Annotated in this window: 11 protein-coding genes; 6 read left to right on the top strand and 5 right to left on the bottom strand. The window is 63.9% G+C overall.

The window, feature by feature from the left end; genetic code table 11:
* Nucleotides 1-33: 33 nt before the first annotated feature.
* Complete coding sequence (locus AC1DLV_RS02680) at nucleotides 34-486, bottom strand: MerR family transcriptional regulator (RefSeq protein ID WP_476836111.1); 453 nt, start codon at nucleotides 484-486, stop codon at nucleotides 34-36.
* A gap of 441 nt (nucleotides 487-927) precedes the next feature.
* On the opposite strand from AC1DLV_RS02680, the gene AC1DLV_RS02675 reads away from it, so the two are divergent.
* The 3 genes from AC1DLV_RS02675 to AC1DLV_RS02665 all read left to right on the top strand — a co-directional run bounded on the left by AC1DLV_RS02675 (nucleotide 928) and on the right by AC1DLV_RS02665 (nucleotide 6537).
* A complete protein-coding gene (locus AC1DLV_RS02675) occupies nucleotides 928-4656 on the top strand; it encodes a peptidoglycan-binding protein (RefSeq protein WP_476799617.1) in 3729 nt (1242 codons plus the stop codon).
* 175 nt (nucleotides 4657-4831) lie between these two features.
* On the top strand, nucleotides 4832-5758 hold the full coding sequence (locus tag AC1DLV_RS02670) for a sulfite exporter TauE/SafE family protein (protein ID WP_476799618.1): 927 nt from the start codon (nucleotides 4832-4834) through the stop codon (nucleotides 5756-5758).
* Nucleotides 5755-6537, top strand: coding sequence for a TIGR02186 family protein (locus tag AC1DLV_RS02665; protein WP_476799619.1), 783 nt, complete (start codon nucleotides 5755-5757; stop codon nucleotides 6535-6537). The genes AC1DLV_RS02670 and AC1DLV_RS02665 overlap by 4 nt, the downstream gene beginning before the upstream one ends.
* A gap of 22 nt (nucleotides 6538-6559) precedes the next feature.
* Here the strand turns inward: AC1DLV_RS02665 and AC1DLV_RS02660 are convergent, their stop codons facing one another.
* The 3 genes from AC1DLV_RS02660 to AC1DLV_RS02650 all read right to left on the bottom strand — a co-directional run bounded on the left by AC1DLV_RS02660 (nucleotide 6560) and on the right by AC1DLV_RS02650 (nucleotide 10379).
* Nucleotides 6560-7060, bottom strand: coding sequence for a methyltransferase family protein (locus AC1DLV_RS02660; protein ID WP_476799620.1), 501 nt, complete (start codon nucleotides 7058-7060; stop codon nucleotides 6560-6562).
* A gap of 107 nt (nucleotides 7061-7167) precedes the next feature.
* Entirely contained in the window at nucleotides 7168-7881 is a 714-nt protein-coding gene (gene pdeM, locus AC1DLV_RS02655) for a ligase-associated DNA damage response endonuclease PdeM (RefSeq protein WP_476799621.1), read from the bottom strand.
* Nucleotides 7878-10379, bottom strand: coding sequence for a ligase-associated DNA damage response DEXH box helicase (locus AC1DLV_RS02650; RefSeq protein WP_476799622.1), 2502 nt, complete (start codon nucleotides 10377-10379; stop codon nucleotides 7878-7880). The genes pdeM and AC1DLV_RS02650 overlap by 4 nt, the downstream gene beginning before the upstream one ends.
* Nucleotides 10380-10752: 373 nt before the next feature.
* Between AC1DLV_RS02650 and AC1DLV_RS02645 the strand changes: the two genes are divergently transcribed.
* On the top strand, nucleotides 10753-10953 hold the full coding sequence (locus AC1DLV_RS02645) for a hypothetical protein (RefSeq protein WP_476836110.1): 201 nt from the start codon (nucleotides 10753-10755) through the stop codon (nucleotides 10951-10953).
* Here the strand turns inward: AC1DLV_RS02645 and AC1DLV_RS02640 are convergent.
* Nucleotides 10950-11861, bottom strand: coding sequence for a methyltransferase domain-containing protein (locus tag AC1DLV_RS02640; protein ID WP_476799624.1), 912 nt, complete (start codon nucleotides 11859-11861; stop codon nucleotides 10950-10952). The two genes, AC1DLV_RS02645 and AC1DLV_RS02640, sit on opposite strands and share 4 nt — an antisense overlap.
* A gap of 84 nt (nucleotides 11862-11945) precedes the next feature.
* On the opposite strand from AC1DLV_RS02640, the gene AC1DLV_RS02635 reads away from it, so the two are divergent.
* Both AC1DLV_RS02635 and AC1DLV_RS02630 read left to right on the top strand, forming a co-directional pair.
* Entirely contained in the window at nucleotides 11946-12953 is a 1008-nt protein-coding gene (locus AC1DLV_RS02635; RefSeq protein ID WP_476799625.1) for a ligase-associated DNA damage response exonuclease, read from the top strand.
* Nucleotides 12954-13182: 229 nt separating this feature from the next.
* Entirely contained in the window at nucleotides 13183-14781 is a 1599-nt protein-coding gene (locus AC1DLV_RS02630) for a cisplatin damage response ATP-dependent DNA ligase (protein ID WP_476799626.1), read from the top strand.
* Nucleotide 14782 lies beyond the last annotated feature (1 nt).

The following is a 14782-nucleotide window of genomic DNA, read 5'->3' as shown; positions in this document are numbered from 1 at the left end:
GGGTCGTTTTCAAACAAGCAAATAGCTTTGATATCAGCTTGCGGCGCTGGCCTGGATGGTGGTGCGCTCGGTCAGCAACTGGCGGACTGTCGCCATGTGGTCGGTCAGCTCGCCAATCGCCTCGTCGAGCAACTGGCGCTGCTTGTGCAGGCGGCCGAGCTGCTTGTCCGACTTGTCGAGCGTCAGGCGCAGCTGCTTGGCGTTGGTGCCGGTCGGATCGTACAGGTCGATCATCTGCTTGACGTCACGCAGCGAGAAACCAACCTTCCTGCCGAGCAGGATCAACTTCAGCCGCGCACGGTCACGACGAGTGTAAAGGCGCGTCGCACCCTCGCGCTTGGGGTTGAGCAACCCCTTGTCTTCGTAAAAGCGCAACGTCCGCAACGTCACGCCATACTGCTTCGCCATCTCGCCAATGCGGACGTAGTCCTCGCTGGAAAGATTGTTTTCATTGGCCGCAACGTCGGCGACCGACACAAGCTTCATCATCTTCTCTGCAATCCCCAATTGCGAGCACGGCGGCAGAGCCGGCCAGTGCTCTGATGGAAGCCGCAGGGGGCGGGGCTTCCGATCGTGGTTTCTATGTAAATGCTTCCTTAAGACGGCGATCTGCACACGTCTTACGTTTACGTAAATGCTATAACGACACCGCCTACCCTACGCAAGGGAAATCTGGCCGATTTGGCCGCTTCGGTGGTTACACAACGTCGCAGTTTCTTAAGCTTGGTTAAGAGCTTGTTTACCACGTTGAGGGAAATGTACCCGTGTCGGTTCCCCCGTGAGCATCATGTATTGGATTGTTCACGGTTTCGGAAGGCGGCGAAAGGCCTCAGGAAACCCAGTTCCGTGGCATCTCGCGCCTCCGTACCCGGCAAGGATTTGAGACTTCTGGTTCCAGCACCAGCACTCTGACCAACGGGCGTTTCGATGAACAACAAGCGGTCCTATCTCGACACCCTGAATGAAGGCAGGCAGCGCCGCCCGCATGCGTCGCTCGACCAGCTCAACCGTTCCTTGGAAAATCTCGAAGCGCGGCTCGAACGCACGCGCGAGGAAGCTGCCGAATCCTATCGCGCGCCGCAGCGCCAGACGCCCCCGGCTGGCTACACGCCGCGCGGCGAGTATGGCCGCAGCGCGCCCTACGAACGGCCCTACCAGACGATCGCGCGCGACATCGACCGCGCCCGTGGCCAGGAAGACGGCATCGCCGCCGCCGGCAAGATCGCCAACGAATTGCGCGCGCTGCGCGAAGAGATGCGCCACCAGATGACATCTGGGCTGCAGCGCGAATTCGACCTGCTGCGCAAGGACATCGATCGCGCCAGCCAGGCAGGTGCTGCCGGCTCCCACGCCGTCGAACTGGGGCTTGAGCTGGAGCGGCTGTCGGGCGCCATCCACTCGCTCGCCGAACGCAGCGACGACAAGAGCGTCAACACGCTGCGCCTCGAACTCGAACAGGTCCGTCGTTCGCTCGGCGATCTGGCGCGCGAAGAGACAGTGCTTTCGGTCGATCGCCGCTGGGACGATTTCGACCGCCGCTGGACCGATTTTGCCGACCGCATGTCGGCGGATGCGCGCCAGCGCCCGGCAGACCCTGCCCTTGCAGCGCTCGCTGGCCGCCTCGAACAGATCAACGACGCTGTCAACAACCTGCCCGAATCGCTGTCGCTGCGTTCCATCGAAGACAAGGTCCGCACACTTGCTGGCGCCGTCGACCAGTTCGTGCGCCAGCGCGACAGCCATGGCGAAGAGATGTTCAGCCTCATCGACGAGCGCCTCGACGAAATCTCGCGTGCCATCGTCGCCTCGACCGTCGCTGCCCAGGCACCACACTTCAACCCCGAGCCGTTCGAGCGGATCGAGGTGCGCATCGCGGCCCTTGCCCACCAGATCGAGGAGATCACCGCCGACCAGCCGACGGCCGAGATCATCGAGTGCCTCAACGAGCTCTCCAATCGTGTCGACGGCATCGCCGCACGCAGCGAAATCCCCGAGCAGGCCGTCGAACGCCTTGGCCGGCAGATCTCGCTGATCGCCGACAAGATCGAACGCACGCCCACAGCACCTGATGCCGGCCTCATCTTCCAGGGCATCGAGCAGCGCTTCGACGCGCTCGCCGAGGTGTTCGAGCGCCGCCAGGGCGACGCCTTCGAACATGGCAACACGCTGTTTCGCGATCTCGAACGCCGTCTCGAAGATTTGGGCGAACGCCTCGACCGTCAGGCGGCCCAACCGGTCGCCGATCAGTCTGGCATCATGGAAGCCATCGACGCGCGCTTCACGGCTTTTGCCCAGCGGCTCGAGACCAACCGCACCGACCCTGCCACCGAGCTTGCCATGCGCGGGCTCGAAGCCCGTCTTGAAGACATCTCCGGCCGCATCGAAATGTCGGCGGCGCAGGTTGCGAGCATCGACCCGAGCCTGATCCGCAGCCTGGAAGCCCAGGTCAGCGAATTGTCGAGCCACCTCGCGCGTCCCGGCGCGCCGCTGCCCGAGCTCGAAGACATCCGTCCGCGTATCGACGAGATCGAACGTTCGATCGCCGGCAATCATCACGCCCTTGTCGAAGCTGCCCGCCAGGCTGCCGAAGATGCGGTGCGCTCCTTCTCCGGCTCGACCACCGAGACCGCCGCAGTCGCAGGGCTTGCGCAGGACCTCAAGGCGCTGGAGACGCTGACCCGCCGCTCGGACGAGCGCAACGGCAAGACCTTCGAGGCGATCCACGACACGCTGCTCAAGATCGTCGACCGGCTCGGTTCGCTCGAACCTGGCGAACCGGCACCCGTCGAGACCCCGCCCGCTTCGGTTGCCGAACTGTTGTCGACCACCATGCTGTCGCCGGCGCCGAAATTGGCGCTCAGCGAAACGCCAGCGCTCGATTCGGAAGCACCAGCGCCGCTGCCCGAGGCCAATGCCACCTTTGGCCGCCGCTCCGATCAAGCCGAACGTCCGTTGGAGAGTGACCGCGCGACCCGTAGCCCGGCACAGGCAGCCGCCGAAGCGGCCGCTGCGATCGAGGCCTTCGACGTCGTCCGCGCGGACAAGAAAGAGGCAAAGCCTCCCAGGACCTCGATGCTCGGCGGCCTTGCGCGCGCTTTCGCCAGCAAGAAGGCCAAGCAAGAGACCGTCATTGCGGAAGCTGCCGAGCCTGTCATCGAGACGCCTTCGCCAAGCGTCATGCTCGATGCACCGCTCGATCCCAAGATCGCCAACCGCCCGCTGGAGCCGGGCTCCGGTGCGCCTGACCTCAACGCCATCATGCGCCGCGTCCGCGACGAGCGTGGCGAAACCGTGCGTCCTAATGAGCCCGACGCGGCGAAGTCCGACTTCATCGCCGCTGCCCGACGCGCGGCTCAGGCCGCCGCCGCCGAGGCCGACGCGCTCAAGCGCACCTCCGACTTCAAGGGCCCGGTGCGCGCGCTGCGCATCGGCGATCTCATCAAGTCCCGCCGCAAATCAGTGCTGATGGCCGTCGGTGCTGTGATGCTGGCGCTCGCCGGCATGCAGCTCGGCAAGGCCTTCCTCAACGACCCGGTCGAAACGGCAAGCGTCACAGTTGCACCTTCTTCCGCCCAGCCGGTCCAGGTCGCGGTCGCAGCTCCCGCCAAGCCCATCGAGGAAACTGCCGCTCCGGTTCGCAATGTCGACACGCCCGAGGTCGCACAAGCTCCCGCCGCAGCACCTGACATGATCGCCGAGGCGATACAGGATACGGCACCGGCCGATGTCATGCTCGACCATGCCAGCACGCAGTCCATTCCAGCGCAGCCTGTAGTGACCGAGGCGATCAAGCCAACGCCGGCGCCTGCTGGCCTCATGGCCGAAGCTGTCGGCCCAACCCCACTGCGCGATGCGGCCAATGCCGGCGATGCCAAGGCGCTGTTTGAGATCGGTTCGCGCTACGCCGAAGCACGCGGCACCAGTGCGGACATGAAAGCCGCCGCCCAGTGGTACGAAAAGTCGGCCGAACTTGGCTTCGCGCCGGCCCAGTACCGCATCGGCAACATGTATGAGAAGGGCATCGGCGTCGACCGGAACGCCGTCAAGGCCAAGACCTGGTACCAGCTCGCCGCGGCCCAGGGCAACGCCAGTGCCATGCACAATCTGGCAGTACTGCTTGCCATGGGCGCGGACGGCACGGTCGACAACGACTCGGCCAACCGCTGGTTCGTCAGTGCGGCCGAACTCGGCGTCAAGGACAGCCAGTTCAATCTCGGCATCCTCGCCGCCAAGGGCGTCGGCATGAAGCAGAACCTCGAGGAGTCCTACAAGTGGTTCGCGCTGGTCGCCAAGCAGGGCGACAACGACGCGGCTTCCAAGCGCGACGAGATCGCCAAGGCACTCAGCCCCGACCAGCTCAAGCGCGCCAAGGAGACGACAGCACTTTGGCAGCCCAAGGCGCTGGACCCTGCGTCCAACTCGGTTTCGGTTCCAGCGGCATGGCAAGACGCGCCGGCCGCCAAGGTCGACATGAAAAAGGCCGTGCAGAACATCCAGTCGATCCTCGGCAAGAGCGGCTACGAGGTCGGCAAGCCCGACGGCGTGATGGGCCAGAAGACCAAGGACGCCATTGCCGCCTTCCAGAAAGACAACGCCATGGCGCCCACCGGCGAGGTCGATGGCCCACTGGTCGAGGCTTTGCTGGCACGTAAATAATTCACCATCACCAGCTTTCTGCAGCCCGCCTTTACCGGAGGGTTAACTGATTGAGTTATTTTTCGTTTGTGCTCGGCGAAGTTTGACTTCGCCGCAATGTCGGCGCAAGTACTCGGTAGCCAACAAGCTCCCAGGGATGGGCGTCGGCAACAATTCGTTTTGCAGAGACTGACGGGTGGGCATCTATCTCCCGATTGCGGAAATGTCGGTCAACGTGTTCGTGCTCCTGGCGATGGGCGCGGCGGTCGGCTTCCTGTCGGGTATGTTCGGGGTCGGCGGCGGCTTTCTCATCACGCCCCTCCTGATCTTCTACAACATCCCCCCTGCCATCGCGGTTGCCACCGGCGCCAACCAGGTCATCGCCTCGTCCTTCTCCGGAGCACTAGCCCATCTCAAGCGCGGCACGCTCGACTTCAAGCTCGGCACCATATTGCTGATAGGCGGCATAGCCGGCTCCGCCGCCGGTGGCTTTGTCTTTGCGCTGCTGCGCGCGCTTGGCCAGCTCGACCTGTTCATCTCGCTGCTCTACGTCGTCTTTTTGGGCACCGTCGGCGGGCTGATGCTGATCGAAAGCGTCAACGCGCTGCGCCTGACCAATGGCGGGGTGCCGCCGGCGCTGAAGAAATCGGGCCAGCACAACTGGATCCACCGCCTGCCCTTCAAGATGCGCTTCCGCACCTCGAAGCTGTTCGTCTCCGTCATCCCGGTGCTCGGCATCGGTGCCGGCATCGGTTTTCTGTCCGCCATCATGGGCGTTGGCGGCGGCTTCATCATGGTTCCCGCGCTGATCTACCTGCTCAAGGTGCCGACCAACATCGTCGTCGGCACCTCGCTGTTTCAGATCGTCGTCGTTTCGGCCTTCACCACGCTGGTGCATTCGACCACCAACCAGACCGTCGACATCGTGCTGGCTCTGGTGCTGATGATCGGCGGCGTTGCGGGTGCGCAATACGGCGCCAAGGCGGGCCAGAAACTGCGCGGCGAACAGTTGCGCGCCTTGCTGGCACTGCTGGTTCTGGCGGTCGCCTTGCGCCTCGGCTTCGACCTGTTCGTCAGGCCGCAGAACCTCTATTCGCTGACCGGCGTAAGCGGGCTGATATGATGCGGGCGGCACTGCTTGCAGCCCTGCTCCTGACCGCCGCCCTTCCGGCGCGCGCCCAGGAACCGGCACACCCCGAAAGCATCCAGATCGGACTGTCGACCGACCGTGTCGCCATCACGGCCAATTTCGCCGGTGCCGATCTCACCATCTTCGGTGCGCTCGAAAACGCCGACCCGCTGATCAACCGCCAGGGCCGCTACGACGTCTATGTCGTGCTCGAAGGTCCGGCGCGACCGGTTGTGGTGCGCCGCAAGAGCCGCGTGCTCGGCATGTGGATCAACACCCAGTCCGAAACCTTCACCAACGTGCCGATGTCCTATTCGGTGGCGACCACGCGTCAGCCGCAGGACATCACCGATCCGAACAATTACCGGCAGCTGTCACTCGGCGCCAACAACATCTACATGGAGCCCGAGGACAAGCGCGACAGCCCGCTGACCATCCAGGAGTTTACCGACGCCTTGCGCGAGCGCAAGCAGGCGATCGGGCTCTACAGCGACAATATCGGCGGCGTGCAGTTCCTGTCGCAAAGCCTGTTCCGCGCCACGCTGCACCTCGCCCCCAATGTGCCGGTGGGCACCCACAAGGCGCGCGCCTTCCTGTTCCGCAACGGCCTGTTCATCAAGGAAACCTCGGCGCAACTGGCCATCGTCAAGTCGGGCTTCGAGCAGACCATCTACCGCTTCGCCACCGACCACGGTTTCGGCTACGGCCTGTTTGCCATCGGCCTTGCCATGCTCACCGGCTGGCTCGGCAGGATCATCTTCAGGAAAGATTGAGGGGCGCAATGCGCCAAGTTAGCTACAGCCATCGCCGTACGCGCGATCGGTAGCCACGGTAGACATCGCCGAACTTGCGTTCGAGATAGGCCTCCTCGCGGGCCACAACGCCATATCGGATGGTGAGCGCGAAAGGCACCAGCGTCATCAGCAGCCAGAGATTGTCCAACGCAATAGCCAACCCGACCAGCCCCAGCAGCATGCCGAGATAGATGGGGTTGCGGGTGAAGCGATAGGGTCCGCTCTCGACGATGGCGGTGGTCGGCAGGTTGGTCGGAACGTTTGAACCGGCCCTGGTCATCGTAACGATGGCCCAGGCAAACAACGCCAACGCGAGCATAAATAACATCACCCCGAACCAGCCCGTAGGAAAATGAGCCGGTAGAAACGGCAAGGGCATGAGCCAGTGCAATGCAAGCCCGGCAATAACGGCCAGCCCCCATGCGATCGGCGGCCGGATGATGACTTCAGCGGTGTCAGCCGTTTTGTTCATCGTATGACCCGAACCCAGGTCCTTTTCCAAGTTCGCTTCCAGACTATTGCAAACTGCTTCCGACGCCAATCTCGATCGGCGTGCTACCAAGCTGCATTCAACCACGATACCTTCGGCGGCTGCCGAAGCGGGCAGAACTACCCCGGCCTGAGCAGCGAGCCCGCAATCGGATAGACCCTGCTGGTGCCGATCATGTAGGCGATCAGCGCGTCATCGCGGAACATGCCCTTGTAGGCACGGTCGAGCACATTGAGCGAACCGGTGAACGAACCGAAAGCCGGCATCACCAGCCTGGAACCGTCCCCGGCAAAACAGCGCCGCCTGACCGAGCGGCCGCGCTGGACGATGCGCGCGCAAGGGTGCAGATGCCCCGCCACCTCGCCCTCGGCCTGGCCCTTCGACGGCTCATGGCGAAAGACCAGCCCGCCGACGGCCAGTTCCTGCACCGTCTCGCCGGGCAGGTCGTCGGGCGCTTCGGGATCGTGGTTGCCAGCAATCCAGAACCAGTCGCGGCCCTTCATCATGCCGATCAGGCTGTCGCGGAACGCCTCCGGCAGCCGCGCAGCACCCTCGCCGTCATGGAAGCTGTCGCCGAGGCTGACGATGGTTCTCGGCGCATAATCCTCGATCACCGAAGCCAGCCGCAAAAGCGTTGCTGCCGTATCGTAGGGCGGGATCAACCGGCCGCGACGAGCAAAGGACGAGCCCTTTTCGAGATGCAGGTCAGAGACAACGAGAAGGTCGATGTCAGGGAAATGCAGAGCCCCGCGCTTGTCGCAAACCGCGCGTACGCCAGATATGGCGATCGCTTCACCACTGGCCCTTACCAAATCGCGCGCGGCAATGTTCATGCGCTTCCCATCGCCTCTTCGATCAAATCGGCCGCCTCAAGCAGCAGCTTATCATTGGCCTCGCCATTGACCGGTTCGCGGCCGATTTCCAGCATCACAGGCACCGCCAGCGGCGAGATCTGGTCGAGCATCTTATGGACGATTCGCCCGCGAATACGCGAGAGCATCTCGGCCAGCCTCCTGACATCGAGCAGTCCGCTTGCAGCATCGGCCCGCGTCGCCTGGAGCAGGATGTGGTCGGGCTCATGGCTGCGCAAGACGTCATAAATGAGGTCGGCCGAAACCGTTATCTGCCGCCCGTTCTTTTCCTGGCCGGGAAAGCGTTTTTCGATCAGGCCTGAAATGACGGCGCAGTTGCGGAAGGTGCGCTTCAGTAGCCAGCTGTCGGCGAGCCAGGCCTCGAGGTCGTCGCCCAGCATGTCCTCGTCGAACAATTCGGCGAGCGAGGGCTGCTTGTTCTTGAACATGTGGCCAAGATCACCGAGCGCCCAGATCGCAAGCGAATAGTCGGTGGCGACAAAACCCAGCGGCCGCGCACCGGCCCGCTCCAGTCGCCTTGTCAGCAACATGCCCAGTGTCTGGTGCGCCAGCCGGCCCTCGAAGGGATAGGCGACCATATAGTGGCGCTCGCCACGCGGAAAGGTTTCGATCAAAAGGTCTTCGCGCCTGGGCAGGATCGATTTCATCTGCTGCATGCGCAGCCAGTCCGATACCTGGTCGGGCAGGGCCTTCCATCGCGTGGGATCGGCCAGCATGCCGCGCACCTGTTCGGCGAGATAGGTCGACAGCGGAAACTTGCCACCGGCATAAGAGGGCACCAGCACGTTGCCGCCACCGCCGGTCGAGACGTAACACTCGTTTTCGCGGATGCCTTCGAAGCGCAGCACCTTGCCGGCGAAGATGAACATGTCGCCGATCGACAGTGTTTCGACGAAATACTCCTCGATCTTGCCAAGCGTGCGTCCGCCGCGCAAGGAAAGCGACTGAGCGCTGCCCGCGCCCGGCTTGCCCTTGGCGCGGGTGAAGCGGACATTGAGCATCGGCGCCTCGATGATGGTGCCGACATTGAGCCGATACTGCTGGGCGATGCGCGGATGCGACACCCGCCAGGTGCCATCCTTGGTCAGGCGAATGCGGGCGTAGCGCTCATAGCTGCGCAGCGCATAGCCGCCGGTGGCGACAAAATCGACGACACGGTCAAAGGTGTCGCGGTCAAGCGCAGCATAAGGTGCAGCGCCCCTCACCTCACTGAACAGTTCGTCGGCGCGGAAAGGCGCACCGCAGGCGCATCCCAGCACATGCTGTGCCAAAACGTCCAGCGCGCCTTCGATAAGCGGCGGGGTATCCTGGGCGCCGAGGTAATTGGCCTCTAGGGCCGCCCGGCACTCCAGCACCTCGAAGCGGTTGGCCGGCACCAGTATCGCCTTGCTCGGCTCGTCCATGCGGTGGTTGGCGCGGCCAATGCGCTGGGCAAGGCGGCTGGCACCTTTCGGCGCGCCAACATGGACCACGAGATCGACATCGCCCCAGTCTATGCCGAGGTCCAGCGTCGAGGTCGCCACCACGGCCCTCAGCGCATTGTCGGCCATCGCCTTTTCGACGCGGCGGCGCTGGCCGACATCGAGCGAGCCGTGATGGAGCGCAATCGGCAGATTGTCGTCATTGACCCGCCACAGCTCCTGAAACAGCAATTCGGCCTGGCTGCGCGTATTGACGAACAGCAAGGTCGTGCGGTGCTTGCGGATGGCCTCGTAGACGTCAGGAATGGCATAGCGCGCCGAATGGCCCGACCAGGGCACGTGCTCCTCGGAATCGAGAATGGAGATCTCGGGCTTGGCGCCGCCCGACACGGTGATCAGCTCAGCCATCTCGCCTGAAGGGTTCTGGTTGACGAGCCAGCGCCGCAGCTCGTCCGGCTGGGCCACCGTCGCCGACAGTCCTATCGCCTGAAGGTCGGGCACGAAGGCGCGCAGCCGGGCCAGCCCAAGCGAAAGCAGATGACCGCGCTTGGATGTCACCAGCGAATGCAGCTCATCGAGCACGATGTAGCGCAGATCGGCGAAGAAGCGTTCGGCATCAGGCGAGGCGATCAAAAGCGCCAATTGCTCGGGCGTCGTGAGCAGGATTTCAGGCGGCGACAGTTTTTGCCGCGTGCGCTTGTGCGCCGACGTGTCGCCGGTGCGCGTTTCCATCGTGATCGGCAGGCCGATCTCGCTCACCGGCTTGCCGAGATTGCGCTCGATGTCGACGGCCAGTGCCTTGAGCGGCGAGATGTAGAGCGTGTGTACGCCGCGTTGCATCTCGCCTGGCCGGCGTTTCGGACGGGTGGCAAGGTCGGTCAGCGACGGCAGGAAACCGGCCAGCGTCTTGCCCGCGCCAGTCGGCGCGATCAGAAGCACCGAATTGCCCTGCTGGGCTGTGGCGAGCAGATCAAGCTGATGAGCGCGCGGCGACCAGCCGCGCTCGGCGAACCATCGCAAAAATGGCTCTGGCAGCATGGCAGCGATCGTACTCGGCTCCAGTCGCGCTTGGCTCGTCACGCCACAGACCTAACGCGCGCGCACCCCCGCGCCAAGCGGAATCTGGAACAAAAAGGGATCACACGAACAACGGTCCTGGGGCAATCCTGAAAGATCGCATTCCTTCGCACCCCCCTCTGGCCTGCCGGCCATCTCCCCCACAAGGAGGGAGATCACGCCGTCATCGGCGCCCTAGCCAACTACCAACGTTGTGACGCTTACTTCCCACGGTCTCGCAGAATGGGCGCTGCCGTGGACGTGACTGATCTCCCTCCTTGTGGGGGAGATGGCCGGCAGGCCAGAGGGGGGTGCGAAGGAATGAGACCTTGTTTCGCTGGCCTTCTGCCTTCAAATGCGATCAGCACAACAATTATGTTTGGATGCCATGACCGACACCGCCTCCCACGAAGCCCGCATCGCTGAACTTGAAAAGCTCGTTCGCGAACTTCAGGCCCAGCTGGAAGCCGTCCAGAAACAAATGGGCATCACAGCCAAGCCAGCCGAAAAACCGCTGCGGTCGCGCGGCATGCTCGGCAATCCAATGGCGCGCTAGCCGACCCGCTCCGTCACCACGATCAGCCCCTCGACCGGCTCGCGGCGGTCCTGCCGGATCACGGCGCGCTCCAGCGAAACCAGCCTCAGACCGGCGGCGGCTATCAGCCCGTGCACATAGGCTTCGGAATGGGCATAGCGGCGCGACGGCTGCAGCTCAAAGGCGCCCTCGCCCGCGAACCGCTCGACCGAAAAGGCAAACAGCCCGTCCGGCGCCAGCATTTTCATGACGCTCGCAAACACCCGGTCGAGCCCACCGAGATACATGAACACGTCGGCGGCGGTGACAAGGTCTGCTGCCTCGCCCGCAAATTCCAATTCCTGCAGGTCGGCCTTTTCAAGCCTGTCGTAAACGCCCTTGTCGCGCGCCTTGCGCAGCATTTCGGCCGATATGTCGTAACCGTCCAGCCGCGTCGCCACCGGCCTCAGTTTGACGCCCATAAGCCCGGTGCCGCAGCCGAGGTCGATGGCATGTTCGAACCGCGCTCGCCCGGTTGCGGCAATCGCCGCCGTCAGCAGTTCCGGCACGCGGTAATGCAGCGTCTCGACCAACGCGTGGTCAAACTTGTCGGCATACTGGTCGAACAAGGTCTCGACGAAGGCGCTCGGCGGGCTTTCGCTTATAGGTCCCGCACCGATCAGCTGCAGCTTGAGCGCGGCTCCTGGCCGATCCGCTGGCTCGAGTTTCAGCGACATGCGCCAGGCTTCGGCTGCGGCGCCAAGCGCACCGGCGGCCTCCTGCATCTCGCCGAGGCGAAACCAGCCCATCGCCCATTTCGGCGCGATCTCCAGCGCCCCCAGCATCAGCTCGGCGGCGGAACTATGCTCGCCCGAAGCAAACAGCATTTCAGCATAGTCCGCCCGCCGGTCGGCAAGCAGGTCGTTGGAAGAGAGCTGCAACAGCGTCAAGCGCGGCATCCACAATGAGGAGGGTGGCGCGCATTACTGCCAAAGCGGCCTTCCACGCAAGCGCCAAATGCCTATCTTGGAACAATGCGCGCCAGCGACCTGCTTCATCCGCGCCCCGAGGGGCTTTATTGCCCGCCCGGCGATTTCTACATCGACCCGGTGCGGGCGGTGGAACGCGCGCTCATCACCCATGGCCATTCCGACCATGCCCGGCCCGGCCACGCCAAGGTGCTGGCGACGCAACAGACGCTCGACATCATGGCCATCCGCTGCGGGCCAGGCTTTGCAGGCAGCACGCAGGCGATGGCGTTCGGCGACAAGCTCAAGCTCGGCGACGTCAGCATCTCGTTTCATCCGGCCGGCCACGTGCTCGGCTCGGCCCAGATTTCGGTCGAGCACAATGGCATGCGCATCGTCGCTTCGGGCGACTACAAGCGTGCCAAGGATCCCACCTGTGCTGCGTTCGAGGTCGTGCCCTGCGATGTCTTCATCACGGAGGCGACCTTCGGGCTGCCGGTGTTCCGTCACCCGGACGCATCCGACGAGATCGGCAAGCTGCTGAAGTCGGCACAGCAATTTCCCGAGCGCGCCCATCTCGTCGGTGCCTATGCGCTCGGCAAGGCGCAACGCGTCATGCGCCTTCTGCGCGACCAGGGCTACGACAAGCCGATCTACATCCACGGCGCCATCGCCAGGCTCAGCGAATATTACGAGAGCCAGGGCATAGCGCTCGGTGACCTGCAGCCGGCGACTGTCGAGGGCGACAAGCGCGATTTCACTGGTGCGATTGTCGTTGCGCCCTCGTCGAGCTTCGCCGACCGCTGGGCGCGGCGTTTTCCCGACCCGCTCACCTGTTTCGCCTCGGGCTGGATGCGCATCCGCCAGCGCGCCAAGCAGGGCGGCGTCGAGCTGCCGCTGATCATCTCCGACCATTCCGACTGGGACGAGCTGACCGCAACGATCAAGGACACCGGCGCCGGCGAAGTCTGGGTCACCCATGGCCGTGAGGAAGCGCTGGTGCGCTGGTGCGAGCTGAACGGCATCGCCGCCCGGCCGCTGCATCTCGTCGGCTATGAGGATGAGGGGGATTGAGGATGGCCCTTCTCAGGAAAGTCGCGCTCCGTCCCACCCCCCTCTGGCCTGCCGGCCATCTCCCCCGCATGGGGGGAGATCAGCCTACGCGGCCGACTGCTCCCACCTTCCTATGCGAGCAACTGGTAGGGGGGCCGAGGTTAGCTAATCTCCCCCCTTGCGGGGGAGATGGCCGGCAGGCCAGAGGGGGGTGGGAAGAAGCTCGACCTTCGCGGGGAATGGTCACCCCATGAACCGCTTCGCCGAACTCCTCGACCGCCTCGTGCTGACGCCGTCGCGCAATGGCAAGCTCAAACTCATCACCGACTATTTCCGCGACGTCGAGGACCCCGACCGCGGGCTGGCCCTTGCCGCCCTCACCGGCGATCTCAACATCGCATCGGTCAAACCCGCCATGCTGCGCCAGCTGGTGGCCGAGCGCATGGATCCCGTCCTCTTCGGCTACTCCTACGACTATGTAGGCGACCTCGCCGAAACCGTCTCCCTGGTCTGGCCCGAGACGCCTGGCAGCCGCCCCAACCACGACATCACGCTTGCCGAAGTGGTCGAAAAGCTGCAAGCGGCCAGCCGTTCCGACGGCCCTGCCGTGCTCGCCCGGCTGCTCGACCAGGCAGCTATTTCGGCCCGCTACGCCATCATCAAGCTGGTCACCGGCGGCCTGCGCATCGGCGTGTCGGCCAGGCTCGCCAAGCAGGCACTGGCCGATCTCGGCAAGGTCGACGTGTCTGAAATCGAAGAACTCTGGCACGGCCTCACTGCGCCCTACATCGAGCTGTTCGCCTGGCTGGAAGGCAAAACGCCAAAGCCCGAGAAATCGGCCAAGGCGCTGTTTAGCCCGGTCATGCTGTCCAACCCGCTCAGTGACGGCGACTTGGAGAAGCTGGCGCCGGCCGACTATGCCGCCGAGTGGAAATGGGATGGCATCCGCGTCCAGGCGGTCTCCGAAGGCGGTATCCGCCGGCTATATTCACGCACCGGCGATGATGTTTCCGGCGCTTTTCCCGACGTGGTCGCGGCAATGGATTTCAATGCCGCACTCGACGGCGAATTGCTGGTCGGCGTGCCCAGAGAAGCCACCGGCACCTTCTCCGACCTGCAGCAGCGGCTCAATCGCAAGACCGTCTCGCCCGAGATGCAGGCGCAATATCCGGCCTTCGTGCGCTGCTACGATGTACTCCAACTCAATGGCGAGGACTTGCGCGGCCTGCCTTTCACCGAGCGCCGCGAACGGCTTGAGACGTTCATCGCCACGCTCGACCCTGATCGTTTCGACCTGTCGCCGCTAGTGCCGTTCGACGATTGGACAACGCTCGAAGAGATGCGCCGCGCCCCGCCGCATCCGATCATCGAAGGCGTGATGCTGAAGCGGCTCAATTCGGCCTATCTCGCCGGTCGGCCCAAAGGTCCGTGGTTCAAGTGGAAGCGCGACCCGCACACTGTCGATGCGGTGCTGATGTATGCCCAGCGCGGCCACGGCAAGCGCTCGAGCTTTTATTCGGACTACACCTTCGGAGTTTGGCAGGGCGCCGAAGGCGCGGAAGAGCTGGTGCCGGTCGGCAAGGCCTATTTCGGCTTTACCGACGAGGAGTTGAAGCTGATCGACAAATATGTCCGCGACAACACCATCGAACGTTTCGGCCCTGTGCGCTCGGTGCGCGCCGACCGGAAAAACGGGCTGGTGCTGGAAGTTGCCTTCGAAGGTCTCAACCGCTCGACGCGCCACAAGTCGGGCGTCGCCATGCGCTTTCCCCGGATATCGCGGCTGCGCTGGGACAAACCGTCAGCCGAAGCCGACCGCATCGAGACGCTGCAGGCGCTGCTGGATTGAA

It is taken from the genome of Aminobacter sp. 01T433, from assembly GCF_056398585.1.
Note: the sequence above shows the minus strand (reverse complement) of the source record. Positions and strands in the feature narration are given on the sequence as shown.